The sequence below is a fragment of the Streptomyces sp. NPDC001056 genome, from assembly GCF_053598955.1.
The window spans coordinates 84,079-108,794 of sequence record NZ_JBSFLI010000022.1 but is presented as its reverse complement, the minus strand read 5'-3'; the positions used below and the strand labels follow the sequence as shown (position 1 = coordinate 108,794).

The following is a 24,716-nucleotide window of genomic DNA, read 5'->3' as shown; positions in this document are numbered from 1 at the left end:
AAGAAGAGTGCCCGACTCCTGTACATGAGTCAACCCGCCACGAAGAAGAACTCGTGACGGGCTGCGGGAAGTTGAGCGGGCGTCAGTCGGCGGCAGGGATCCGGTACTCGAAGACGAACTGGTCAGCAGCCATCAGGGTGTCGCACACCTCGACCACTCGCCCCGCGGTCGTACGGGCCTCCCGGATGAGGTGGACCACCGGCGCACCGGGGCTGAGCGCCAGCTCGGAGGCTTCCGCCTTCGATGCCGGCCGCGCCTGCAAAGTCTCTACGAACTCCGCGAACTCGTGCCCGTGGTCTTCGAGCCGGGCGTAGATGCCACCGCCGCCGGGATTCTCGGCGAACAGCTCCGGGATCTCCTTCACGACGTCCCAGGGCAGGTACGACGTCGCCGTCTCGACCGGGGTGCCGTTACGGAAGTAGAGACGCCGGCGGGCCAGCACCTGTGCACCGACGGGGACCCCCAGTCGTTGCGCGGCATCCTCAGGCGCCTCGATGGGACCGACGTAGAGAACGCTGACCTTGGCCGCCGCACCGGACTGCGCGGACTCCGCGAGGTACGCCGCCTGCCCACCCTGCCGCAGCGAGCGTCGAAAACGGTCGGAGGAGCGGTGCCGCACCGGCGGCCGGTCCTTCACGATCGAGCCCTTGCCATGCCGGGTCTCGACCAGCCCGCTCGCCCGCACCTCGACCATGGCCTTACGGATCGTTCCGCCGGACACGCCGTAGCGGTCCACCAGCTCGGACTCACTCGGCACCATGTCACCGGGCTTCAGGACCCCCGCCCGGATCTGCTGCACGATCTCGTCCGCGATCTGCACGTACCGAGGCCCGGAACCGACCCCTCCAGCCGCAGTTCCCATAGTCCTTCCCTGCCTCCTATGCTCCTCTACATGAGTCAACCACAGGAAGCGACATCGTCCCCCCTGCACTCCGTGTCCGTGGCCGGAGTAGTGGTGCGCGAGGACGGCCGCCTCCTGGCGATCCGCCGAGCCGACAACGGCACCTGGGAACTCCCCGGCGGCATCCTCGAACTCGACGAGACCCCGGAGGCGGGCGTAGCCCGCGAGGTCCTGGAGGAGACAGGCATCCACGTCGAGGTGGACGAACTGACCGGCGTCTACAAGAACTTGAATCGCGGCATCGTGGCCCTGGTCTTCCGCTGCAAGCCCTCCGGCGGCACCGAACGCACCTCAAGCGAGTCCACGGCCGTCTCCTGGCTTACGCCCAACGAGGTCAGCGAGCGCATGTCCGAGGTCTTCGCGGTCAGGCTCCTGGACGCCTTGGACGGCAACGGGCCGCACGTACGCAGCCACGACGGAAAGCGCCTCATCCCAGCGGGATAAGACTTTCCCTACTTCATCAAGGCGGCTCGCTCCGCTCACCGCGCGCAGCCCGGCCCCCGGCCGGGCCTGCGCTCCTGTCTCCGCCCCGCTCCAACCCGGCCGGCGCCCGTGCCGCGCGCACAGCAATCAGCCTCTTGCCGTTAGAGAAGGGGTACGTCGTGGCTGGGGCGGTCGGCTCCACGGCTTTACGGAGCCACTTTGGCGCGAGCCTCGAAGATCACGGCCCCAACGTCGTGCTTTACCGGGCAGGTCCACAGACTGCCCGACGCGCCGCAAGCTTACGGGGCCGTGATCACTCGCGCCAAAGCAGCGCCACCCCAAAGCCGCTCCACCGACCTCAAGTAATCTTCCGCGCCGCCAGCATGGCCAGTATTAGCTCTGTATCTTCTACAGAATCCACACTAGCCAGGATGGACTCCGGATACCTGGAAAGCATCCTGGCCGCTATTCTGCGCAACTCTTCATCGTCTGTGAAATCAGGCAAGAGCGCCAGGTTACTCAATTTGTGAGCTAGCACTCGCGGCCGCGCCCCGGCACGCATCCAAGCGATGGGAACCGGGCCATCGGCACCAAAGCGAATAGCGAAGGGAAGCAGATTCAAAGATCGGAGACTTTGTTCGTCGAGGCCCCAAGGTCCCTCTGCTTCTTCTTCACGGCCGGCAGCCACAACAGCCGCGATCGCACCCGCCAAAGATGTCAAGCTGTACCCGAATCCATCATTTACGATGCGGATCATCTTTGGCAGTGGATCGGCCTGCCCACGCCCATTCTTCCCCCGAGCATCTTTGCCTGTCGCAATACTAGCGATGTCTAGTAGCGGTGCCCCCTCCATCCATTTTTGAAGTACAGCGTGAAACACCTGCCATGCTTCAGTACGAGATGTTTCTGCATCAGCCCATAGGTCTTTAAGTATCGTCCCGCCGTAGTCCTCCTGCTTCAAGAAATGCAAGGAATGGAAATCGGCCCCTTCAAGGATGCCGAGAAGATCTGAAGCCCACTCTGAAACGTCTTGAGGTGGCCCCATTTCTTCGAGCCGCTGCCGCAATTCCTTGTAGATGAACACGCATTCCGCTAGCGGGATTCCAGCACGATGCGCAGCCAGAGCGACCCACTCAGGGGATTCAGTTGAGCGCAGAAAGCTAGCCCCTATATACTCCAAGGATTCTGCGACATCGGACGCCCGGTCTGCAGCATTGGCTCGATAGGCTCCCCAGCTTTTTTTGATCACACCTCGTGCATCGTCTCGGTTACCCGCAAAGGACAAGAAGGTGAAGGCGGCCTGTTCCGCCGCCGTCATTTCTCCGATATTGAGAGTCCCATCCAACGAACCCGTGATAATCCCGTCAAGTTGACTTTTTATTTCACTGGACGCATCCTCCTTGGCTAGAAATCTAGCCTTTCCGATAGCCTGGTTTATGTTTACGTTGCGCCCGAATACAAGTCCACGGTTGGGTACGACGATCGCCAATGACCTCGACGAGACCTGGGCTCGGCCTGCCCGCCCGATCGCATTCAGCAGCTGCGCCTGCGCACGCCTGTCTTGTTCCTCTCTATCAGCATCAGGGTCCCAACCAATCTGCGTTCCGCCAACGATTACTGTGGTGGCAGGAAGATTTAGCCCTTGAGCAAGGGTTCCGGTGGCAAAGAGGACCCTGGAGCGATCTCGCTCGAATGAGATCTCGCTAGCTCGCTGCTCCTCTCTGAGCATGGCACCGGTATGGACAGCAACTCCCTTCGACAGCACACCTCGGAGCAAGGATGAAGCTCCGATTTCTGCGTCCGCGAGTTTCATCAGTGCATCGACATCAGCGTCTACAGAGGCGTTCGCACCTACCGAGAAGCCGTCAATTTGCAAGGCGCAAGAGAAACTGTCATGCCTGCTTCGGGGTAGGAATACTAGGATCCTTTGATTCTTTTCACCTAGAGCCTGAGACAGTGACTTGACTACTCTATTGCAATAGCTGTCATCAACCGTTCCAACCCCCCGCTTATATATCAGACCCGCCCTGACATTCGTATGCATGAGCTTGTAATCGGACAGGTCGTTGGACTGCCAAGCACCTTGAAGTCCCACAAGCAAAGAGATAGGGACGTCAAAAGGGTAATTAACTCGCCTGGGCGGCAGTTTTTCAAGTGCCTTTTTAGCCTCACTCTCCAATGCCGAAGCTTCATGTGCATCGAAACCTATAATGGCCCTTAGCGTCCTTGTTGGGCGCCAAGGCGGATTTATGACGAGTGATTCTCTTCCGGTGGCACCTCGCAGCCAGGCCGAAATATCGCCTGGGTTCGCGAGTAGGGCGGAGAGCATTAGGATTTTGACATCGGGCGCTCGATGTAGAACTTCAGCGACCACCAACTCGGCAATGATTGCTCGGGAGTCTTGCGCTCCGATCATGTGCGCTTCGTCAACGATACATAGGGAGAGGTCAAGAAAAATTTCAGGAGCTTGACGAAGAGCGAGAGAGCACTTTTCGGGAGTCATAACGAGAATTGAACGACCCTCGATATCCCGTATCATCTCGCCGGTCAGCTCCGTATACTCTGACCCACCAAGGAATTCCCTGACTTTTACTCCATCGTCGGCACGAAAGACCTTTCCTATCTCGCGCCTTATCTGACCAACGAGGGCGTTTGTTGGTGCCAGATATAGAACCCATCCATCTCGAAGAGCCTGAGCTATTGCTATCTCAGCAACGGCTGATTTTCCAGCCCCAGTGGGGACCGATACAACAGCGTGAGAATGAGGTCCCGGAAAGGCCCCATTTGCATACTCAAGCACCCCAGGCCACATCAAAGGACGATTCTTTGCACGATACCTTTGATACCGCAGAAACCTTCCTGAGTCATCGGCCGGCGGGGGCACGCTTCTCAGCGCTCGTGCCGATGTTTCCTCAATGGCAAAAGTGAGAAGCAAGAGTAGATGATGCAAGTCGATATGGCCTGCGGAAATCGGACGTCCTTCTGAGTCATGCTCCATTCTGTAGAGGAGCTGATGCAATTCTTCTAAGTCATTGCTGACCGACTCATCGTAGGTTAGCCAGAGAACGTGATCTCGTACTGATTTTCCAATGGTGCGAAGGATGTTTGCGCGGGCGCGTTCGCTCAGAGCAAGGTCATGCGGCTCTAGGATTGGAAAATCGTCAGCGGAAGGCGAACTGAGCGTTAGAAGCGATCGAACTTGCTTAAGAACCCATTCCTCGGCAAGACTCATGATGGAGGTCGGGGCGAGTATATTCCCAATCCCTTGCTCTGTCAGAGCCGCATTTGAATCATATCCCGCGATCAAATAAAGAAGCGCCGTCTCGACGATCGTGTACCTTGCTTGATTACCGAAAAGCCAGGCGTCCCTCAGCTCATAGGATTCAGCATCAGCCTCTGCCACAATACTCAGCGCTTCAGCGGCGACAAACGCACAAGACCTTCTCACCTCGCGCGGCAGTTCTTCATTCAAAATCGCGTGAGCCTCAAGTGCCGTTGCAAGCTTGCGCAGATCATTCAAATCCCGTTGATGCTCTTCCGAGGCCGATAGGCTGTCAAGCGTCTCTGACCTGCTCAAGTCCCGTCTGTCAACACAGTCTGCCCACGCCCGCGTCAGAATTCTGCGGACTGTTGAGGAATCGAGATCTTGCAATGTGGGCAGACTAGAGAGCATTTGATCTATGCCGCTATTGAACATCAGATAACCACTTCCCTGACCGCACTTCTCATTGCATCTGATATATCGTCGAAGAACTTCTGGAAGTCGTGGAGCTTCACTCCGATGACTCGCCTGCGATCTATCGAAGGGAAAAGGCGGCCGTATACGACACGTTTCGCTTTGAGATCGAAGTATGTCTCATGTACTACCATCGGGAAATAGCATCGATGCTCAAGCCACAATGCGTTGGAGACCTTATCTGCCAGGTCTGGATGTATTACCCGCCTTAGGGCGCCCAGCTTGGCCCTCAACTCAGGGCCGTACTTCATTTCATCGATATCTCGAAAGATCGTCGCTGCCTCAGTTAGTTGCGCGCTGCCGTCGTCGCGTGATGCCTTACTTTCACCGATTGCGACGACTGGGCCCGAGGCGTCGCTATAGATCGCTAGCGCATCCAAGCCTTGCTGTGTCGGGATAGTATGAAGATCGGCCAATGCTTGAACAGGGCCGTCCAGCATGTCGCTTGCAGACCGAGCTCTCACCATCAGCAGGGCATGCATGACCCCTTCTGCTATCCAAGCGTTTCTCTTGGTATCGCGAAACGATATTTCAGAGCGTGTCATGAATTGGTTGTTCGTGCCTACCAGTCGATGAACGGCCTGTTCAATTTCTCGTTGGCCTTCAAGTCCGGTCGGCAGCATGGCATCGCACAGGCTTGCATCCTGTTGTATGGCGCCCGCGAGAGCCCCAACCAAATACAGCCCTAGAGATTCAGCCACCCCGGGAGCTTCCAGGCCGTCAGCGACGATCACCGTATGAGTGGGAGCCCCAGGATCCTCGCGTAGGTCTACCTCGGCAGCGAGAAGCGCGAGTGCTTGATCGATCAGCGCAAGTGGACTTTTAGGGCCAACCATCGCACTCGTCACTGGCCCGACACCTCGCGTTTGGTGGCCGTGAAGTCCAGCCGCGTCAGCAGCTCCCTGTGATCCTTCAGCATGGCCCCGACGTACATCTCGAAGGGCTTCTTGTTCCAGAAGATCGCAGTCAAAGCCTCAATCAGGGCAATGTAAGCGCTTGGGTTCATCGTCTTACGGGCGCTGAACTGCATCGTCCCCCTCCTCGACCGGCCACCGCGACCACACAGTGACTGACCAATCACGGTACCGCCCTACCGCCTGGGGGTCTGCCTGTACGACAGTGATTGGTGATCGCGGGACTGGGGCCCGTGCCAGATCTGTGCCAGACCCTGCGGGGAACCACGGGAAACACCGGGGAACCAGTCGACCGCCCGCCGGGGGCCGACACTGCTCCGCCGCAGGTCAGCCCTGGGAGTAAGCCCCAGATGCCCTTAGCTTCCCAAGCTGAGGCTCTCCCATGAAGACAGGTCTTGCTTGTCAGCCCTGCGCTGTACGGTCCGCTCCATGGCTGAGAGACCGACGACGAACTGGCGCAGGGGCATAGCCGAGGAGGCCGCGGAGCTTGCCGCCGGCACCCTGGATCCCGACTGCGCGTGCATGGTCGATCTGTTCCCCGAAGAGCTCTTGCTGGAGACCGATGCCGTCCTCGACGTGTTCGAGGCCGACTTGCCTACGCTCGCCGAAGGAGACGACGCACGGATCTTCGCTGCAGTGGAGCGCGTCGTCCTGGCCCTGAACGCCGTGAACGAGGCTCACGACCAGTGCGCCTTCGAAACCGACGAACGCGAGCAGCTGTGCGCCTACATCGATGAGGCACTCACCGAGCAGGGAGTCGACGTCGCGGGCCTGACCGCCAGGTGCGGGCTCGGTCGGCACGAGCTCACGGACCGGTGGCGGGACTGGTGAGCAACCCCGCGTCGTGAAGGGTCAGGTGGACTGCGGCCATGCGAGAGGAGTGCCTACGATCGCGCCGTGAGCTACGACATCTACTTCTTGAGCAGGCTCGACGGGCAGGCCTGGGACGAGGTTCTGGAGGCGATGGAAGACGCGGCCGAGCACAGCGAGCCGATCCCTACTCGCCTCCTTGAAGCCTGGGACCGAATAGTGCCGCAGGCTCGGACCCTGCTGGGCGAAGTGGAGATCACGGAGTATGAGCAGGAGTCGCGAGACCTGAGCCACTCGGGCACCGGCATCGACCTGTCCGTCTTCGGTGACGAGGTGAGCATTACTGTGCCCTACTGGCATGCGGGGGACGACGCTGAAGTCGTGCTCGGCCAGGTCTCGGCCCTTGCGGCCATCGTCGAGAAGGAGACCGGGCTGACTGCCTACGATCCCCAGACAGAACATCCGCTGACGGAGACACCACCGGAAGGTTCGATTGAGCTGATGTCGCGAACCACCGAGGATCTGCGCAGCCGTTACGGCGGTTGAGCCCCGTGCACCGGGGGAGCCGGCCAGGTTCCGAGCCGCATGCTCGCCGCGTGCCACACTCGTGCCAGATACAAGGGTCAGCCACAGTCAACGGGGGTGCCTCGCGGTCGAGTTCCCCGGTGACCCGACGAGGTATCGAAGCTCCAGGTCAGGGCCCCCGCTCCCCAGCCTCTCTCCTAAAGTGGTTGTTCAGCGCGCTCACCGATTCCACACCCACTGGAACTCTCCGGCCGGGATGGGCTCCAGCGGATCCCTCTCAGGATCGATCGTTTGGTCTGTCAGGCCGCCGTGCTCGTCCTCTAGGTGCTCCCAGCTGTACCGGTGGAGTTGGCCGGCCGAAGTCCGCTCTGCCTGCTTGACGACGATCAACTCGCTGCGGTCAGGTACGGCCTCGATGTACCACAAGCCTCCCTCCTCGTCAGCGTGGCGGAAGTGGTGCCGCAGGGTGGCGCCCTCGTCGAGTGCTCGGTAGTACGCCATGATCTCTGTCTCGATGCGCTCTAGATCAGCCACAAGGCCATCGTGCCAGCGAGCGAATAGGGAAGCACGGCAGAAACGGTGCCGGGAACCGGGGGACTGTGAGTAGGAGACGCTACGTAGCCCGGGGTGTGCCAGGTGGATACCGGATCTGGGACAACCGAGGACGTCGATGGTGGGGTGATCTCTACGAGTTGTGTCCTGACGATCTTGTGGCCGAGCTCAACGGCCAGGCAGACCACGTACGAATCACCGTGCTGATGAAGCGCTACAGGGCGCAGAAGCGATAGGTGCCGCCGAAGCGGAGATGACGCATGCGCGCACCACAAGCGCACCAGATCGGACGGGGAACAGCGGGGGGCCACGGTGAAAGCAGCCAGCCCGACGGGACGGCGTCCCAGCCGTTCACCCAGGTCAGCGGCCGACCCGGCCCCAAAGGGCCGCAGCTTCCTAAGCTGAGGGCTCAGAGTCTCTTCCTCCCCCGTTGCCCAGTGTTCCAGCGGCCGAAGTAAAGCAGCGGGGAGGGGAGCCGGTTGATGTTCGGGCCCCCCTCCCCGCGTGAGGTGAGGGACATCATGGGTGGGCGCTGCTTGCGGTCACCGTCTCAGGTTTGGTGCGGTTCGCTCATGGCCAGGAGGTGGCCGCGGCTGGTCGCGACGCGGAGTACGTCCCGGAGGGCTCCGGTCAGCTCCTTCGCCAGGAGGCGCAGGTCCTCCGCATCCGTGTCATGGTCAGTGAGGGTGTCCGTGGCGTGCTCCAGCAACTCGGTTGCCGCTCCCAGTTGGATCGATTCGATGTTGTCCGCCAGACGGGACATGTAGCCGGTCTTGTCGTCGGTGCTCAGGTAGCAGGGCTTGCCGTCCGAGCCCGACCACGGCAGGAGTCGTAGTTCGTTCGGTGCCGTCATTCTTTGGTCTGCCTCTCATCAGTCGGGTGGTGGGTGGTGAAGACGGCGTCGACCCGGTCGCCCGGGAACGCCAGAAGTGCGCCCTCGATGACCCGTCCGGAGGTGTCGGTTGTGACGCGTGTGATCGCGAGGACCGGCGCGGAGGAGCGGAGCCGGAGGGCGGACGCTTCCTCCGGGGTCGGGGGGCGGGCGCATACCGTCTCCCGGACAGTTGCCTGTGGTGTGCTCAGGACGGCGAAGCGCGTGGCTGTCTCTCTCCAGGAGGCGTTGTCGTCCTCGACTCCGGCCGGGGTCAGGTCGGGCGGGATGTAAATACGGGCCAGTCCGCGCGGGGACTCTCCCTGACGGCTGATGCAGAAGAACTCGGTGAGTGGGCTGCCCGTCGGCACCTTGAGCAAGGTCGCCAGATGTCCGTGTGCTGCAATCGTGGTGGTGCTGACAGCAATGTTCAGGGCCGCTTCTCCGGCGGTCCATGGGTCCAGCGTCCCCCAGCCGCCGACGTACACGGTCTTGCGAGGGCGATGGCGGACGAAGTTGCCCTTGCCGTGGATCTTCTCGACCAGGCCCTCGGCCTGGAGGACCGCGAGGGCGTTCCGCAGTGTCACCGTGCTGACCTTGTAGCGGACGGCGAGGCCCGCCTCAGACGGGAGGCGTTCGCCGGGCTTGATGCGGCCGGTCGTGATCTGCTGCCGGAGATCGTCGGCGATCTCGTGATGGCGTGCACGCACGGGATGGTTCACCGCCTTCTCAGCATGCGAACGGCGACGAGTCGGGTTCGCGCGTGCATGGTCAGCAGTTCGCCAGATTCGAAGAGGAGTTGCTTGGCGCCTTGAGGGAGTTGGAAGAGGTCGGCCACCCGACAGGGCAGGCCCCCGAGTTGGATGACGTCGCCTCGTTGCACGGTGGCCGCGGTGACCTCGACGCTGGAGACCAGCGCGCCGCCGAGAACCCGGCCGCTCACCGCTCCGCCTCCCTGTTCATGGAGCGGGAAGGCACTGTGTGGCACGGGCAGGCGCACGTCTCGTACACAAGCGGCAGGTCGATCGGTGCGGAGACAGGCGACGACTCCGCGCAAGCAAGGTGTATGCCGATGCAGCACACGGCCGACTGGTAGGGAATGGCCGACGTCTCGGTGATGTGGGGCCGTTTTGGAGGAAGCATCAGCAACCTCCCGCGAGAGGTGACCACGCCTCAGCCGGCATGTGAGAGGTGACCACCAGCGCGCGCCGCCGTACTCGTTGCTCCCAGGCCAGCACGCACGGGCGGACAAGCGCGTTTTCCTCCCCCGCGAGCGGGAGGCGGTGCTTCGCGGTTTCGGTAGGCCGGCCCAGGACCGCCGTCGGGGCGTCGGCAGGGACGGGCAGGATCAGGGCGGCCGGAGGCCGAGAGGGTGTTAAGGGGCGGCGATGCCTGCCCTTGCGGGCGTACCGCGCTCTGGTGAGCGAGGCGGCGCGGCGGATACGGTTGAGCACGCTGTTCAGCTCCTATCGCTGATGGCTCGGTCCCCCGACATCGCCCGTCGTGGGGACCGCTTTGCGTACGGCCGCCCAGAGGGTGCGGCCGTTCAGGCTGGTGGCGAGAAGCCCGAACCGATCGGCCTCCGCCACGGCTTCCAAGACCTCCCGCCAGGACTCGGCCGGAAGCGATTCCGGCACCTCTGCCTCGACCGACCAGGACCGGTCGTGCTCCTCCAGGCGTGTGGGGAGCCCGAGGGCCGACAGCCGGGCAGCGATGGCCGCCGCGCTAACTCCCGAAGCGGGCACAGGGCAGCCTCCGTCACCGGCGATCACTTTCAGTGAAGCTAGTTAACTAGATTAGAGCTAGTGGACTAGATTTTCCATATGCCTGAGCAGCCGCCCTATCTCCGTATCGCCGACGAACTCCGGCGGCGGATCGCGGAGCACGTATGGGAGCCCGGAGACCGCCTGCCGTCCCGCGCCCAGATCGGCCAGGAGTGCGGGGTCGGCGAGAACGTCGTCCGCCGGGCTCAGGAGCTGCTGATCTCCCAGGGAGTGCTGGAGGGGCGCGCCGGTTCCGGCACGTACGTCGCCGAGCCACGGCAACGGGTGCGCATGGTCCGGTCGTCCGCGCGAGAGCGGCCCGACGGGTCGCCGTTCCGGGCGGACATGAAGGCCGTGGGCAGGCAAGGGGACTGGGAGAGCCGGACTGACGCCAAGGTGCCGGCTCCCGCGGACATCGCGGCACGGCTCGGTATCGCCGAAGGTGATCTCTGCGTCCGGACGACGTACGAGTTCCTGGGCGACGGCAGGCCGGTGCAGCTGTCCACGAGCTGGGAGCCGTACGACCTCACCGCCGGCACCCTCGTCGTCCTGCCCGAGGGAGGGCCGCACGCCGGGGAAGGTGTCGTGAACCGCATGGCCGCGATCGGGATCACCGTCAGCCATGCCGTGGAGCAGCCCGAGCCCAGGCAGGCGACCGCCGAGGAGGCGTCGATACTCGGCATCCAGAAGGCCGCGCTCGTCACGCACATCCGGCGGACGTACTACAACGACCAAGGGCGGCCCGTCGAGACCGCGGACATCGTGGTGCCCGCCGCTCACTGCGAGATCGTCTACGAGATCCCGATCAGCCGATAGCCCCGTTGGGATTGCCGTATGGCCGAAGACGCTCGCGCTCGCCCCGAGTGCGGCCAACCCCTGAAGTGGGGCGGTTTCGTACTCGCCCGAGGCGACGACGGTCAGCGGGCTTGCCGCTCGCTGTGGCAGTGCGCCGATCGGCACACCTGGTGGAGGCAGGCAGAGCAGCCGGAAGAGCCGCTACAGGTCTGCCCGGCCCCGGAGCTGTTTCGGTGACATCCGAAGCTGGTTAGCGGGGCCCGGCGGCGTTGCAGCGGCATCCATGGGTGAGCGTCAGGCCGCCGATGACGGCGCCAGGGGCCGCGATGGCTCGAACTTCCGGGGCGGAGGCCAAGGAGGGTTGGTCCTGGCGGCCATGATCTCTCTATGGACGAATACGCGTGGCCCGCGGGCCCGGAGGTGCCGGAGCCCGAGGCGGTTCGGCGGAGCTGGGCGGAGACCGTCGTCGCTCTGCCTGTGGGGACTCATGTCGGTGGTGAGGTCATCGCGCGCCAGTGCTTCGGCGTCTTCATCCGTGTAGAGGGCATCCCGAACGCCGTGGCCCTCGCGGAGATCACGGCCATGCCGCGTGGGATGGAGCTGCCCCCGTTGGGCGCCCATGTGGAAGGCACGGTGATTGACCATGCCCACCACAACCACCAGGTGAAGATCCGGTTGCCTGGGTGATCATTCCCGGGCCGTCTCTGGGCCGTGCGAGGACGCCCAAGGGCACTCAATGGCGACCGACAGCGACAGACGCGCCACAGCCGCCACCAGTGAAAGTCCAGGTCAGAGCGCCACGGCCTCACGGGTTACCACCCAAGGGTCGCGGTCAGGCAAGATGGGGTGTATCTGCCCACTGCCAGATTTCAAGTTGCCGGACGGTTTCTCTTGGCTGAGTTCATTTACACCATGCGCAAGGCGCGCAAAGCGCACGGCGACAAGGTGATCCTCGACGACGTCACCCTGAACTTCCTGCCGGGTGCCAAGATCGGCGTCGTCGGTCCGAACGGTGCCGGTAAGTCGACCGTGCTGAAGATCATGGCGGGGCTGGAGCAGCCGTCCAACGGTGACGCGTTCCTGTCGCCCGGCTACACCGTCGGCATCCTGCTGCAGGAGCCCCCGCTCGACGAGGACAAGACGGTCCTGGAGAACGTCCAGGACGGCGTCGCCGAGATCAAGGGCAAGCTCGACCGGTTCAACGAGATCGCCGAGCAGATGGCGACCGACTACTCGGACGCGCTGCTTGAGGAGATGGGCAAGCTCCAGGAGGAGCTGGACCACGCCAACGCCTGGGACCTCGACGCCCAGCTGGAGCAGGCCATGGACGCGCTCGGGTGCCCCCCGGGCGACTGGCCGGTGGTCAACCTCTCCGGTGGTGAGAAGCGCCGCGTCGCGCTCTGCAAGCTGCTCCTGGAGCAGCCCGACCTGCTGCTCCTCGACGAGCCCACCAACCACCTCGACGCCGAGTCGGTGAACTGGCTGGAGCAGCACCTGGCCAAGTACCCGGGCACCGTCGTGGCCGTCACCCACGACCGGTACTTCCTGGACAACGTCGCCGGCTGGATCTGCGAGGTCGACCGCGGCCGCCTGCACGGCTACGAGGGCAACTACTCCAAGTACCTGGAGACCAAGGCCGCCCGCCTCAAGGTCGAGGGCCAGAAGGACGCCAAGCGGCAGAAGCGCCTCAAGGAAGAGCTGGAGTGGGTCCGCTCCAACGCCAAGGGCCGCCAGGCCAAGTCCAAGGCCCGCCTCGCCCGGTACGAGGAGATGGCCGCCGAGGCCGACAAGATGCGGAAGCTGGACTTCGAGGAGATCCAGATCCCGCCGGGCCCGCGCCTGGGCAGCGTCGTGGTCGAGGTCGACAAGCTCAACAAGGCCTTCGGCGAGAAGGTCCTGGTGGACGACCTCTCCTTCACGCTGCCGCGCAACGGCATCGTCGGCGTCATCGGCCCGAACGGTGCCGGCAAGACCACGCTCTTCAAGATGATCCAGGGGCTGGAGACCCCCGACGCCGGCACCATCAAGGTCGGCGAGACCGTCAAGGTCTCCTACGTCGACCAGGGCCGCGCCAACATCGACCCGAAGAAGACGCTGTGGGAGGTCGTCTCCGACGGTCTGGACTACATCAACGTCGGCCAGGTCGAGATGCCCAGCCGCGCCTATGTGTCCGCCTTCGGCTTCAAGGGCCCCGACCAGCAGAAGCCGGCCGGCGTGCTGTCCGGCGGTGAGCGCAACCGCCTCAACCTCGCGCTCACCCTCAAGCAGGGCGGCAACCTGCTGCTCCTCGACGAGCCCACCAACGACCTCGACGTCGAGACCCTCTCCAGCCTGGAGAACGCCCTGCTGGAGTTCCCCGGCTGCGCCGTCGTCGTCTCGCACGACCGCTGGTTCCTCGACCGCGTCGCCACCCACATCCTCGCCTACGAGGGTGACTCCAAGTGGTTCTGGTTCGAGGGCAACTTCGAGTCGTACGAGAAGAACAAGGTCGAGCGCCTCGGCGCGGACGCCGCGCGGCCGCACCGGGCGACGTACAAGAAGCTGACCCGGGGCTGATCGGTCTTGCGCCACACCTACCCGTGCCCGCTGCGCTGGTCCGACATGGACGCCTACGGCCATGTCAACAACGTGGTCTTCATGCGCTACCTGGAAGAGGCCCGGATCAACTTCCTGTTCCGGCCGGACAAGGAGTTCCAGCAGGGCTCCGTGGTGGCGCGCCATGAGATCGACTACAAGCGCCAGCTCGTCCACCGGCACCATCCGGTGGACATCGAGCTGTGGATCACCGAGATCCGGGCCGCGTCCTTCACCATCGCCTACGAGGTGAAGGACGAGGACGTGGTGTACGTGCGGGCCTCGACGGTCGTCGTGCCGTTCGACTTCGAGGCCCAGCGGCCGCGCCGGATCACCGCGGAGGAGCGCGAGTTCCTCCAGCAGTACCTGGAGACGGCCGGGGCCGAAGAGGGCGAGGCCGTCGCCGCATGACGGTGCTGCACCTCGTGGACGAGACGGAGGCGGCGGACCTCGCCGCCTTCCTCTCCCGGCTGCTCCACTACGACCGCGGTGCCGCGGTCCGTCTCCAGGCGGCCGGCACCGCGCTCGCCGTCTTCGGGCGGCCGCCGTCCTTCGAGGTCCTCGCGGTGCGCGCCGTACGGCTCGCGAAGCCGTACGAGAACGGTCTCGACATCACCCTCGACGTCACCGTCTCCGCGGGCGAGCTGCTGGAGTCCGTGACCGAGCGGGCGGCCACCGCGGCCGTGCCGGGCGCGGTCACCGGGCCGCCGTGGGCCGGTGTGCTGCCGCCGCGCGGCGGCTGGCGGGCCGAGCCGGGGCTGCCGGCCCCGGACACGCTGCGGGCGACCGTGGCCGCGGCGGTCGGTGAATTCCGGGCGCGCACGGAGGGGTTGGCGCCCGAGCGGCGCACCCGTGCGGAGCTGGACCGGATCGGGCGGGACATCTGGTCCCGCGAGATCGGGCGCACCGGGCTGCCCGTGCGCGCCGTGCACGCGGCGCAGTCCCTCGGTTTCCTGCGCCCGGGGACGGAGGCGGCCGACACCGGGCTGCTGTCCTCGGGGGCGTGGCTGCGGCTGCGTACGCCGTACGGATCGATCGCGGTGCGGCGGGTCGGGGCCCTCGGGTCGCTCGGCTCGTTGGGCGTCAGCGTGAGCGGCTGAGCCGCCGGCTCCCGCCCGGACCGGACTTTGGCGACGGCGACCGGGACCCGACCAGCCGGCGCGGGATCAGTCCGCCGTGTTGATCATCGAGGCGGCGGCGTACGTCAGGTAGTTCCACAGCGTCCGCTCGTGCTCCTCGGACAGCCCCAGCTCGTCCACGGCCGTGCGCATGTGCCGCAGCCAGGCGTCGTGCGCCGCCCGGTCCACCGTGAACGGGGCGTGCCGCATCCGCAGCCGGGGATGGCCCCGGCGCTCGCTGTAGGTGGTCGGGCCGCCCCAGTACTGCATCAGGAACAGGGCGAGGCGCTCCTCGGCCGGACCCAGGTCCTCCTCCGGGTACATCGCCCGCAGTTCCGGGTCCTCGGCGACCCCCTCGTAGAAACGGTGGACGAGCCGGCGGAAGGTGTCCTCCCCGCCGACCTGCTCGTAGAAGGTCTGCTCCTGAAGCGTGCCGCGCCGAATCTCATTCACCCGTCCATGGTCTCAGACGGGACGGCCGAGAACCCAGGACTCAGGACCACGGGGTTCGGGGCTCGGGTGCCTACCGTGGTCGTATGACCGCCTACGACGCACGGACCGAGGAACTCGCCGCCGCCGCGCGGGCCGCGCTGGTGCGGGAGATCGACGCGGAGGGCGCCTTCGCGGCGGACCCGAGATGGCGGGAGCCGTTCGCCGAGGTGCCCCGGCACCTGTTCGTGCCGTACTACTTCGTCGCCGGGCCGCGCGGCTACGAGCGGCGCTGGGGCGAGAGCCCCGATCCCCGGGCCCGCGAGCGCTGGGTGCGTGGCGCCTACGCGGACGAGCCGCTGGCCACCCGGCTGCGCGACGGCGAACTGCTGTCCTCCAGCAGCCAGCCCTCCCTGATGGCGCGGATGCTGGCCGCGCTGCGCGTCGAGGACGGTGACCGGGTCCTGGAGGTGGGCGCGGGCACGGGATACAACGCGGCCCTGCTCGCCCATCGGCTCGGCGACGACGACCTCGTCACCACGGTGGACCTGGAGCCGGAGATCACCGAGTCGGCGCGGCTGCACCTGGCCGCGGCGGGCCATCGGCCGGTGGTCGTCACGGGCGACGGGGCGCGCGGGGTGCCCGAACGAGCCCCCTTCGACCGGATCATCGCGACCTGCGCGCTGCCCACGGTGCCGCGCGCCTGGCTCGCCCAGTGCCGCCCCGGCGCCCGCATCGTGACCCCGCTGTCCACCGGGCTGCTCGCGCTCACCGTGCGGGACGCGGAGCACGCCGAGGGCCGCTTCCTGCACACGGCCGCCTACTTCGTGCCCTCGCGCGGGCAGGAGCGGGCCGAGCCGGAGGGCGTCTCCTTCGCCGGGCTGCCGCGCCGGGCCCGCGAGCAGGACACCTTCCGCTTCCTGCTGGGACTGACCCGGAGCGGCCTCGATCCGCAGGAGGCGTACGCGCTGTGGGAACGCGAGGAGGAGCCGGAGCGCGAACGGTACGGCGTCACGCTCGCCGGCGCACGGGGCTGGGCCTGGCTGGACGACCCGGAGGGGCCGTACGCCTGGCCCCTCCCGTGACCGTCCCGCGCCCGGTGCTCAGCCCCGGCGGACGGTGATCGTCGTCCAGGCGCCCACGTGCACCCGGTCGCCGTCCCGGAGCGGGACCGGCACGAACGGCTGGATCGGCTCCTCGGACATGTTGACCGTGGTGCCGTTGGTCGAGTTCTGGTCGACCACCGCCCAGCTGCCGTCCGGCTGCTGCACCAGCATCGCGTGCTGGTGCGAGACGCCCGGGTCCTCCGGCGGCACCGCCAGGTCGATGTCCGGGGTGTCGCCGGTGGAGTGCCGGCGGCGGCCGATCGTCACCTGGTCGCCGGTGAGGGTGCGCTGCTGTTCGGGGGAGTACGCGGGCAGGTTCAGGCCCGTGGCCTCGGGGCCCGAGCGCTGCATCATCGCCATGAAGTACTCGCGGTCCGGGCCGATGGTCGCGGTCCAGGTGGACTGCCCGGGTGCGTCCGGGAAGCCGGGCCCCGCGGGGGCCTTCTGGAAGCCGGGTCCCGAGGGGGCCTGGGTGCCACCGGGCTGCGGGTAGCCGTAACCGCCGCCCTGGCCCGGGTCCGAGGGGTGGGCGGACGACGGCGGGGAGATCACCCAGTCGTCGTCACCGCCGCCGAAGGAGGGGCCACCGGAGACGGGACCGCCGGGCGGGCCGCCGACCGGGGGCCGGCCGGTCTCCTGCGGGAACGCGGGGGGCGCGGGCGGGCCGCCGGCCCCCGGGAACGCCTGCGGGGCGCCACCGGGACCACCGGGACCACCGGGACCGGCAGGGCCGCCGGGAGCGGCGGGCGGGGTCGGGCCGGGCGGCGGCGGGACGGGACGGGAGGGGTCGCCGCCGAAGGGGTTCTGGCCGGGAGCGTTGCCGAAGGGCGAGGGACCGCCGGGGCCGCCGGCCGGGCCGCCGGGGGCCGCGCCGGGGCCTCGGTCGCCGCCGAAGGCGGGCGGCGGGGTCTGCGGGTTGCCGGGCTGCGGGTAGCCGTAGCCACCGCCCTGGCCACCGGGACCCTGGCCGGGGCCGGAGGGCGCGCCGGGCGCTCCCTGTCCCGGGACCCGCCCGAAGGCGGGCGGGGCCGGCGGGCCGGGCGAGGTCGGCGGGCTCGGCGGCGTGCGGTCGAACGGGGTCGGCCCGGACGGCTCGCTGCCGAACGGCGGGATCGGCTCGGCCGGGCGGTTCACCTGCGAGGGCCGCGAGCCCTGGTACTCGAACCCGCCGTCACCGCCGCCGAACGGCGCGTTCGGCGACTGGAAGCGGGGACCCGAGGGGCGCGGGGCCGCCGGGGTGTACGAGGTCGCGGTGTTGGTCAGGAAGTTCCACCGGCACTCCTCGCAGAAGGGCGCGCCGCCCTCGCGGGGCGTGCGGCACTGCGGGCACAGCTCGGCCTCCGCGGCGCCGGCCGGCGGGCGGGCGCCGCCCTGGGCCCCCTGCGGGGGCGGGAAGCCGTAGCCGCCGGGCGGCGGGGGAGGCGGGGGCGGAGGTACGGCACCGGCCATGCGGTGACCGCAGACCTCGCACCAGTCGTCGGAACCCGACTGGTGTCCGTTCGGGCAGGTCGGCATGTCGGTGCTTCCCCTTCTTCCTAAGGGTCCGGCCGGATGGCCCGGGTCGCTTGCAGGGTCACTTCTTTACACGAACAGTCTTGGTGGACCGGGTCTCCAGAGTCATCTCGTCGGCCTCCGCGACCCTCGTCTTCAACCGCACAGTACCTGTCGCGGCGTCGACCACGTCCACCACCTTCGAAAGCAGTTTCGCAGTATCCGCGTTCCCGGAGGCACTCGCCAACTGAACGGCCCGTCCCAGTTTGGCCGTTGCTCCATCGAAATCGCCCACTTTGCGCAGATCGAGGCCCTGTTTGATGACTTGTGCCAGTTCGGCCTGGCCCGTGTAGTGGGCGACTTGGGGGCTGATCGCGGTGGACGCCGTCATGTCGTCGGTCCATACGGCCCGTACGAGGCCCTGCGCGCCCAGATTCTGTGCCGTACCGTCCGCCTGCGGAACCACCAGCGACACCCGGGCGGCCAGCATTTCGCGGCCCAGACCGGCCGGCGGTACCTCCACGCACAGGTGGTAGTCGCGGGACTCGTCGCCCCAGGAGCCGGTGGGATAGTCCCCGGCGCGCGGCCCCGCCTCGGCGCGACGGGCGGTCAAGTCCTCGACGGCGGGGGCGACTTGCTTGACGAAGCGGATGGCGGTGCCGACCGGCGTCCACACCCGCAGGGCGACGTCGGCGACCTCCTTGCCCATCGCCGCCTCCATCATCCGCGTGAAGTCGGCGGCGAGGCCCGAGGGATCGGCGACGATGTCGGCGGTGCCGAGGAGCGCGGAGGCGATCCCTGTGACTTCTTTCACTTCCCAGTCGGTGCCCACGCCCCGCGCGTCACAGGTGAACCGGCCGGCGCAGGCGTCGAGGGCGGCGCGCAGATCCTCGGGCGACTCGTGCTCGTTGCGCCCGTCGGTGAGCAGGATGCCGTGACGCAGGGTGACGTCCGCCGAGGACAGCAGCCGGTCGGCGAGGCGCAGCCAGGTGCCGATGGCCGTACCGCCGCCCGCACCGAGCCGTCGGAGCGCCTGTTTGGCCTCTTCGCGGGTGGCCGGTCCGGCGACGGCGAGGCGGCCGCCGCCGGGATAGACCTCGGTGGCCACATGGGTGCCGCCGATCACCGCGAAGTGGGTGCCGTCGCGCAGGGTGTCGACGGCGGCGGCCGTGGCGTCCCGGGCGTTGCGCATCTTGGTCGGCGGGTAGTCCATGGAGCCCGAGCAGTCGACCATGAGCGCCACGGCGGCGGAGGGCCGCCCGCCGGAGGCGACCGCGCCCAGGCCCCCGCCCAGGCCCCCGCCCAGCGTGCCGCCGCCCGTCGCCGTCACCGTGACGATGGCGTTGACCTCGCGGCCGCCCTCGGGCAGGTACTCGTTCTGGTACACGTCCACCGAGAACCGCGGCACGCTCGGTTTCGCGAAATTGGCCATACGAACTCAAATCCCCCTCCACCGCCCCGCTTACGCACGGCGGTGCTGTGTACGGGCCGGTCCCCTCCGGCCCGTGGTTTCAGGCCGATCCTGCCCCCTGCGACGGTGCCGGGAACGGCAGGACCGCCACTGTTACGTTGTCGTGGCCCCCGCCGTCCAGGGCGTGGCCGACCAGGACACGGGCGCTGTGCAGCGGCCGGGCGGCGGCGTCCGCCGGGATCGTCTCGGCCATCTCCTGGGCCGTCTCGGCGTAGTTCCACAGCCCGTCGGTGCACACCACCACGACGCCGGGCCGGTCCGGCTTGAACGAGGCGGTGTGCGGGTCCAGTTCGTAGGCGTCCGCGCCGAGCCAGCCGGTGATCGCGTGGGCGCGCTCGTCGGCGTACGCCTCGGCCTCGTTCATCAGCCCGGCGGCGACCATCTGCGCGGCCCAGGAGTCGTCCTCGGTGAGCCGGGCGGGCGGCGCGGTGCGGTCGTCCGGCACCCAGTAGGCGCGGCTGTCGCCGACCCAGCCGACCACCAGGAGCCCGGCGGCGACCACGGAGGAGACGATGGTGCAGGCCGGTGCGTTCTGGTGCGGGTCGTGCTCGCGGGCCGCGTCCGGTTCCCCGGCCAGCGCGTTGACGGCCTGGGCGGCGGCGACGATCGCCTCGTGCATGGCGGTCTGCGGATGGGTGCCGCGCGGCAGGGCGGCGAGCAGGGTGTCACCGGCCGCGCGCGCGGCGGCGGCCGAGGCCTCGTCGGGACGGGTCGCCGAGGAGACGCCGTCGCAGACGACGGCGAGTGTGGCCGGGCTGCCGTCGGGCAGCGCGGTGTGGCCGAGGGCGAAGGAGTCCTCGTTGCGGTGGTGGCGCAGTCCGCGGTCGCTGACGGCGGCCACCGGGCCCGACTCCCGTTCCATGTGGTCGCGTTCGCGGGGCTGGGCGTGCCCGCAGTTCTCGCAGTAGCCGTCGTTGTCCACACGGCCGGCGCGGCAGGCGACACAGGTGGTGACGGGCTGCGCGTGTTCCTCGGATCGCTCGGGTACGGGGGTCTCGCCCGCCGAGCGGGGATCGGGAGCCTGCAAGGGGTACTCCTCGGGTTCCGCCGGCCGGTCGAAGCGGACGCCGGACGCGGGCTGTTCGGCGGGCGACCGCGGTACGCCGGGGTGCAGCGGGTGGCCGCCCGAGTCGGTGCCGGGCAGGTCGGTCGGCAGATGTGTCTTGGGCGAGGTGGAGTCGGAGCCCGGGGGCTCGGGGGCGGGCCAGTCGACGCCGTCCGCGCAGCCGGGCGCCGGGGAACCGGCGTCGGGGCCACCCGGCGCCGGGGAGCCGGGCGCCGCCGGCCTGGTCATCGTCAGCGTCGGGTGGTCCTGAGGCGGGGCTGGCACCACCGAGAGGTCCTGACCGCACGCACCGCAGAAGAGGTCGTCCGGCTCGACGGGCTCCGCGCAGCTCGGACACGTGGCCGGTGCGGCCTGCTGGGGCATCTGCGACATCAACTACACCCACGTCCGGGGGCGGTAACGGTTGGCCCGTTCCACCAGTTCGATCCTCTCCTCGCCGCCGGGTGCCAGCCGGGCCAGCGTGCGGTAGGCGCGCTCCAGGCCGAAGCGCAGGCCCCGCTCGTCCAGCCCGCTGCCCAGCAGCACCCGCCCGGCGGCGGTCGGCCGGGCGGTGTCCTGGCCCCCGGAGAGTATCCAGTCCAGCGCGCAACCGAGCACTTCCGCCGACAGCACCTCGCGCCGCGCCGGGTCGAGCCCGTACGCCTTGAGCGCCTCGACCTGCCCGGCGGCGGCGGTCAGGTCGTCCAGGAACGGTACGTCACCCGCGCCCGCGGTGCGCTGTCTGAGCCGGGCCCGGACCGCGGCGACCCGGGCGGCCGTGTAGTGGATGGACGACTCCGGCACCGACTCCAGCGTGCGCACCGCGCCCTGCCGGTCGCCCGCGGCGAGCCGGACCCGGGCGAGCCCGAAGGCGGCGCTCACAAAGCTGGGGTCGGTCGCCCACACCAGGTGGTAGTAATCGGCCGCGTTGTCCAACTGGCCCAGCACCTCGGCGCACAGGGCGAGCGCCAGCTTGGGCGTGGCCTCGCCGGGGAAGGCGTCGTAGACCGCGTCGAAGGCGAGCGCGGCGCCCGCGAAGTCGCCGGTGACCAGGGCGGCCACGCCCCGGTACCACACCACCCGCCAGTCCTCGGGCCGCTCCTCGTCCAGCGAGGCGAGCCCGGTCGAGGCGCCGTAGTGGTCCCCGGTCTCCAGCCGCGCCCGCACTTGCCTGAGGCGCGTCTCCACGCTCTGCACGGGCGCCGCCGCCAGCGCCCCGATCAGCTCCCCGGGCGCGGACGCCACGAGCCCCGCGAGGAACCCGGCGTTGGGGTCGCCCGCGTCGACCAGGGGCACGGGCAGCGCGAGGGCGGCGGCGGGGAGGTCCAGTTGCTTGACGAGGGCGGGGGCGGCAGGGGCCGGTCCCAAGGGGGCCGGCGCGGACGTGCGCTTCTTCCGTCCCACGACCTCCCGCGCCCCCCACCGCGACACATCCCCCGCGGGCAGGGGGAACAACTCCGTGTCCGTGACCCGCACCTCGGGCCCGAACAGCGTCGACAGCGCCGGCCGCGCCTGCCCCGTCTGGAGCGCCACGACCTCCCGCAGCACGCCCGTCAGCTGTTCGGCCATCTCCTGGGCGGAGCCGAAGCGGCGGCCCGGGTCGGGATCGGTGGCGCGGACCAGGAAGCGGTAGAAGGACTCGTAGCGGCGGAAGACCTCGACGGTCTCGGGATCGGGCAGCGAGTCGGTGTAGACGTTCGTGTAGCCCTGGAAGTCGAAGGTGAGCACGGCGAGGGTGCGGCCCACGGTGTACAGGTCGCTCGCCACCGAGGGGCCGACCTCGGCGACCTCGGGCGCCTGGTAGCCCACCGTGCCGTAGATCGCGGACTCGTCGTCGTCCATGCGGCGCACCGCGCCCATGTCGATCAGCTTGAGCTGGTCCTCGGTCTGGATGGCGTTGTCGACCTTGAAGTCGCAGTACAGCAGATTGCGGCTGTGCAGGTGGCCGAGCGCCTCCAGCGCCTCGATGCCGTACGCGCACGCCTGTTCCACCGGCAGCGGATCGCGTCTGCCCTCCGGTGTGCGGCGGTCGTTGGCGATCTCCTTGAGGGACTTGCCGCCGACGTACTCCATGACGATGTAGCCGTCGAGGGAGCCGGTGCGCTGGTCCAGGTGCTCCACGAAGTTGTAGATCCGCACGATGTTGGCGTGCTCGATCTCCGCGAGGAAGCGCCGCTCGGAGATCGCGGCGGCCATGGCGTCCTGGTCGCCGGTGTCCAGCAGGCCCTTGAGCACCACCCAGCGGTCGGAGACGGCCCGGTCCACGGCGAGGTAGACCCAGCCCAGGCCGCCGTGCGCGAGGCAGCCCGCGACCTCGTACTGGCCGTGCACGATGTCCCCGGCCTTCAGCTTGGGCACGAAGGAGTACGGGTGGCCGCACTTGGTGCAGAACCCCTCGGTGCGGCCCGGCCGTTCGCCCCGGGCCCGGCCGACCGGCGCCCCGCAGTCCGAGCGGGAGCAGAACCGTTTGCGTTCGGGCACCTCGGGGTTTTCCAGGACCATCGTGTGCGGGTCGGGCCGCGGCACCTGCGGCACGTGCACCAGACCCGCGCCCAGCCGTCCGCGTCCCGAGGACCCCGACGCGGAGCCGGAGCTGCGCACCGACACCGAGCGCGCGGTGGACCCGCCCGACAGCGAGCGCGACAGCCGCCCGGACACCGAGCGCCGCGATCTGGACGACTGCGAGGACGTGCGCGCGCTGCGGGCGCTGCCGGAGCCGCGGCTGTCCGCCGCGCCCCGGGTGAGCCCGGTGGGCGGCGAGCCGACCATCCCTCCCCCGGAGGAGGGACCCCCAGCCGCCACCACGGGCGCGAGGCCGCAGGTGTCGCAGTACAGCTCGCCGCCGCCGACGTCCTCGTACGCCCCCTCGCAGCCCGGCCGCTGACAGGCCCGCCCGGCCCCGCTCATCACTGGTCCCCCTTACGGTCCTCGGGCGCGGCGCCCAGCAGTTCGGCCGCCGCCCGCTGGTAGCGCAGCACCGCCTGTTCGGCCACCCGCAGATCGCAGGGCGCGCTCCACAGCATCCGCCGGGCCGCGTCGTACCGCTCCACCAGGAACGGGTCCTCGGCCAGGCCGTGCCGGGCGACCTTCGCCTTGTAGGCGTCGAGCCGGCCCCGCAGCTCGGCGCGGACCGCGAGCGGCGCGGTGACCGCGGTCAGCTGCTCGCGGGCGCGCAGCAGTTCGTCCTCCGCCTTCTGCTCCAGCGACTCCAGCAACGGGGACAGCCGGTGCCACTGGGCGCCCCGCCGGTACTCGGCCGCGGTCGCCAGCTGCTCCTGGAGCACGGTCGGCGGGCCGCTGACCACGGGCACCTCGGTGGCGGCGATCTTCGCCAGCACCTCGCCGCGCGCGGTGCGGGCCTCGGCGAGGGTGCGGTCGGCGCGCGAGAGGACGTCCCGGAGGCGGATCAGCCGGGCCTCGGCGTCCTGGCGCACGGTGAGCACCGCGTCGATCTCCCGCCGCACGTCTTCGAGGGCCCGCGCCTCACGGTCGTACACCGTCGTGTCCGGGCGGCCGCCGCCGGGCGCGGAGCTGCCCCGGGCCGGCACCCAGAAGGCGAGCGGGTCGCGGATCACGTCCTCGCGCAGCCGGGTCAGGGTGCGGGTGATCCGCTCCAGGTCGTCCCCGGCCGGGTGTTCGCCGGGGCGCACGCCGACGGAGTGCGCGAGTTGCCGGGTGCGCTGGAGTTCGGCGGACAGGAGGTCGATCCGCGCGGGCAGCGCCGACCAGACCGCGTCGGCGGCGACGACCAGGTCCAGGCTGGTCGCGTACAGCTCGTTCATCCGGTCGACCAGCTCGGCCAGCGAGAGGATCTCGCTGAGCCTGCCGTTGCCGGGGTCCGGGACCGCCACGGAGGTGCCCCGCAGCAGTTCGGTCAGCTCGGCCAGGTCCTCGCGGCTGGACCAGCGGCGCCGGGCGCGGATGTCCCGGGCGCCGCGCAGCGCGGCCGTATAGGCGTCGAAGTACGACCACAGCAGGGTGATCCGCGCCTCCGTGGCCTGCCAGCGCTCCTGGGTGACGCCGGTCAGCTCGGCGCCCTCCAGGAGTCTGCGGCCCGCGTGGTCCTGCAGGGCCAGCAGCGAGGTCTCGATCGCCTCGTGCTCCTGGCCGAGCCGCGCCAGCGCACGGTCCACCTCGTCCCGGTCCATCACCGGCCCGGCGGGGTCCGTGACGCCCATCGATCACCTCTCGC

At 68.3% G+C, this 24,716-nt stretch carries 25 protein-coding genes; 10 read left to right on the top strand and 15 right to left on the bottom strand.

Annotated features, from left to right (window positions below; genetic code table 11):
* Window positions 1-82: 82 nt before the first annotated feature.
* Window positions 83-862 (bottom strand): GntR family transcriptional regulator, encoded by a 780-nt coding sequence (locus tag ACWDD7_RS24935; protein ID WP_387885824.1) that lies wholly within the window; start codon window positions 860-862, stop codon window positions 83-85.
* A gap of 18 nt (window positions 863-880) precedes the next feature.
* Here ACWDD7_RS24935 and ACWDD7_RS24930 point away from each other — a divergent pair, with 18 nt between their 5' ends.
* Window positions 881-1,345 (top strand): NUDIX hydrolase, encoded by a 465-nt coding sequence (locus tag ACWDD7_RS24930; RefSeq protein WP_450458980.1) that lies wholly within the window; start codon window positions 881-883, stop codon window positions 1,343-1,345.
* A 337-nt stretch (window positions 1,346-1,682) separates the two neighbouring features.
* Here the strand turns inward: ACWDD7_RS24930 and ACWDD7_RS24925 are convergent, their stop codons facing one another.
* The 3 genes from ACWDD7_RS24925 to ACWDD7_RS24915 form a co-directional block, all read right to left on the bottom strand.
* Window positions 1,683-4,901 (bottom strand): DEAD/DEAH box helicase, encoded by a 3,219-nt coding sequence (locus ACWDD7_RS24925; RefSeq protein WP_450458979.1) that lies wholly within the window; start codon window positions 4,899-4,901, stop codon window positions 1,683-1,685.
* A gap of 119 nt (window positions 4,902-5,020) precedes the next feature.
* A complete protein-coding gene (locus tag ACWDD7_RS24920; RefSeq protein ID WP_450458978.1) occupies window positions 5,021-5,908 on the bottom strand; it encodes a hypothetical protein in 888 nt (295 codons plus the stop codon).
* Entirely contained in the window at window positions 5,905-6,090 is a 186-nt protein-coding gene (locus ACWDD7_RS24915) for a hypothetical protein (RefSeq protein WP_450458977.1), read from the bottom strand. Before ACWDD7_RS24915 ends, ACWDD7_RS24920 begins: the two co-directional genes overlap by 4 nt.
* A 313-nt stretch (window positions 6,091-6,403) precedes the next feature.
* Between ACWDD7_RS24915 and ACWDD7_RS24910 the strand changes: the two genes are divergently transcribed.
* On the top strand, window positions 6,404-6,805 hold the full coding sequence (locus ACWDD7_RS24910) for a hypothetical protein (protein WP_450458976.1): 402 nt from the start codon (window positions 6,404-6,406) through the stop codon (window positions 6,803-6,805).
* Between the two features lie 66 nt (window positions 6,806-6,871).
* Complete coding sequence (locus ACWDD7_RS24905; RefSeq protein ID WP_450458975.1) at window positions 6,872-7,330, top strand: hypothetical protein; 459 nt, start codon at window positions 6,872-6,874, stop codon at window positions 7,328-7,330.
* Window positions 7,331-7,528: 198 nt separating this feature from the next.
* On the opposite strand, the gene ACWDD7_RS24900 is transcribed toward ACWDD7_RS24905, so the two are convergent.
* Complete coding sequence (locus tag ACWDD7_RS24900; RefSeq protein WP_450458973.1) at window positions 7,529-7,843, bottom strand: hypothetical protein; 315 nt, start codon at window positions 7,841-7,843, stop codon at window positions 7,529-7,531.
* A gap of 65 nt (window positions 7,844-7,908) precedes the next feature.
* On the opposite strand from ACWDD7_RS24900, the gene ACWDD7_RS24895 reads away from it, so the two are divergent.
* Complete coding sequence (locus ACWDD7_RS24895; RefSeq protein WP_285561245.1) at window positions 7,909-8,097, top strand: hypothetical protein; 189 nt, start codon at window positions 7,909-7,911, stop codon at window positions 8,095-8,097.
* A gap of 314 nt (window positions 8,098-8,411) precedes the next feature.
* Here the strand turns inward: ACWDD7_RS24895 and ACWDD7_RS24890 are convergent, their stop codons facing one another.
* The 4 genes from ACWDD7_RS24890 to ACWDD7_RS24875 all read right to left on the bottom strand — a co-directional run bounded on the left by ACWDD7_RS24890 (window position 8,412) and on the right by ACWDD7_RS24875 (window position 10,477).
* On the bottom strand, window positions 8,412-8,714 hold the full coding sequence (locus ACWDD7_RS24890) for a hypothetical protein (protein WP_450458971.1): 303 nt from the start codon (window positions 8,712-8,714) through the stop codon (window positions 8,412-8,414).
* Window positions 8,711-9,442, bottom strand: a complete 732-nt coding sequence (locus ACWDD7_RS24885; RefSeq protein WP_450458970.1) for a GntR family transcriptional regulator — start codon at window positions 9,440-9,442, stop codon at window positions 8,711-8,713. Before ACWDD7_RS24885 ends, ACWDD7_RS24890 begins: the two co-directional genes overlap by 4 nt.
* An 8-nt stretch (window positions 9,443-9,450) precedes the next feature.
* A complete protein-coding gene (locus ACWDD7_RS24880; RefSeq protein ID WP_450458969.1) occupies window positions 9,451-9,675 on the bottom strand; it encodes a hypothetical protein in 225 nt (74 codons plus the stop codon).
* Between the two features lie 523 nt (window positions 9,676-10,198).
* Window positions 10,199-10,477 carry a hypothetical protein gene (locus ACWDD7_RS24875; RefSeq protein WP_450459002.1) on the bottom strand — a complete coding sequence of 93 codons (279 nt, stop codon included), beginning with the start codon at window positions 10,475-10,477 and terminating at the stop codon, window positions 10,199-10,201.
* Window positions 10,478-10,555: 78 nt separating this feature from the next.
* Here ACWDD7_RS24875 and ACWDD7_RS24870 point away from each other — a divergent pair, with 78 nt between their 5' ends.
* From ACWDD7_RS24870 to ACWDD7_RS24850, 5 genes are all read left to right on the top strand, one after another.
* Window positions 10,556-11,311, top strand: coding sequence for a GntR family transcriptional regulator (locus ACWDD7_RS24870; RefSeq protein WP_450458968.1), 756 nt, complete (start codon window positions 10,556-10,558; stop codon window positions 11,309-11,311).
* 366 nt (window positions 11,312-11,677) lie between these two features.
* Window positions 11,678-11,977: a hypothetical protein gene (locus tag ACWDD7_RS24865; RefSeq protein WP_450458967.1), complete on the top strand. Its 300-nt coding sequence runs from the start codon at window positions 11,678-11,680 to the stop codon at window positions 11,975-11,977.
* Window positions 11,978-12,181: 204 nt separating this feature from the next.
* Window positions 12,182-13,846 (top strand): energy-dependent translational throttle protein EttA, encoded by a 1,665-nt coding sequence (gene ettA / locus ACWDD7_RS24860; protein ID WP_450458966.1) that lies wholly within the window; start codon window positions 12,182-12,184, stop codon window positions 13,844-13,846.
* Window positions 13,847-13,852: 6 nt separating this feature from the next.
* Window positions 13,853-14,275, top strand: coding sequence for an acyl-CoA thioesterase (locus ACWDD7_RS24855; protein WP_351868408.1), 423 nt, complete (start codon window positions 13,853-13,855; stop codon window positions 14,273-14,275).
* Window positions 14,272-14,964 carry a hypothetical protein gene (locus tag ACWDD7_RS24850; RefSeq protein ID WP_450458965.1) on the top strand — a complete coding sequence of 231 codons (693 nt, stop codon included), beginning with the start codon at window positions 14,272-14,274 and terminating at the stop codon, window positions 14,962-14,964. Before ACWDD7_RS24855 ends, ACWDD7_RS24850 begins: the two co-directional genes overlap by 4 nt.
* A 66-nt stretch (window positions 14,965-15,030) precedes the next feature.
* Here ACWDD7_RS24850 and ACWDD7_RS24845 read toward each other — a convergent pair whose 3' ends face one another.
* Complete coding sequence (locus ACWDD7_RS24845; RefSeq protein WP_285561230.1) at window positions 15,031-15,435, bottom strand: globin; 405 nt, start codon at window positions 15,433-15,435, stop codon at window positions 15,031-15,033.
* A gap of 83 nt (window positions 15,436-15,518) precedes the next feature.
* On the opposite strand from ACWDD7_RS24845, the gene ACWDD7_RS24840 reads away from it, so the two are divergent.
* Window positions 15,519-16,496: a methyltransferase domain-containing protein gene (locus tag ACWDD7_RS24840; protein WP_450458964.1), complete on the top strand. Its 978-nt coding sequence runs from the start codon at window positions 15,519-15,521 to the stop codon at window positions 16,494-16,496.
* Window positions 16,497-16,514: 18 nt separating this feature from the next.
* Here ACWDD7_RS24840 and ACWDD7_RS24835 read toward each other — a convergent pair whose 3' ends face one another.
* The 5 genes from ACWDD7_RS24835 to ACWDD7_RS24815 all read right to left on the bottom strand — a co-directional run bounded on the left by ACWDD7_RS24835 (window position 16,515) and on the right by ACWDD7_RS24815 (window position 24,702).
* Complete coding sequence (locus tag ACWDD7_RS24835) at window positions 16,515-18,032, bottom strand: FHA domain-containing protein (protein WP_450458963.1); 1,518 nt, start codon at window positions 18,030-18,032, stop codon at window positions 16,515-16,517.
* A gap of 58 nt (window positions 18,033-18,090) precedes the next feature.
* Window positions 18,091-19,440 (bottom strand): VWA domain-containing protein, encoded by a 1,350-nt coding sequence (locus ACWDD7_RS24830; RefSeq protein WP_450458962.1) that lies wholly within the window; start codon window positions 19,438-19,440, stop codon window positions 18,091-18,093.
* A gap of 79 nt (window positions 19,441-19,519) precedes the next feature.
* Window positions 19,520-20,917: a protein phosphatase 2C domain-containing protein gene (locus tag ACWDD7_RS24825; RefSeq protein WP_450458961.1), complete on the bottom strand. Its 1,398-nt coding sequence runs from the start codon at window positions 20,915-20,917 to the stop codon at window positions 19,520-19,522.
* Between the two features lie 3 nt (window positions 20,918-20,920).
* Window positions 20,921-23,431 carry a tetratricopeptide repeat protein gene (locus tag ACWDD7_RS24820; protein WP_450458960.1) on the bottom strand — a complete coding sequence of 837 codons (2,511 nt, stop codon included), beginning with the start codon at window positions 23,429-23,431 and terminating at the stop codon, window positions 20,921-20,923.
* Complete coding sequence (locus tag ACWDD7_RS24815; protein WP_392212443.1) at window positions 23,431-24,702, bottom strand: coiled-coil domain-containing protein; 1,272 nt, start codon at window positions 24,700-24,702, stop codon at window positions 23,431-23,433. The genes ACWDD7_RS24820 and ACWDD7_RS24815 overlap by 1 nt, the downstream gene beginning before the upstream one ends.
* Between the last annotated feature and the right edge of the window lie 14 nt (window positions 24,703-24,716).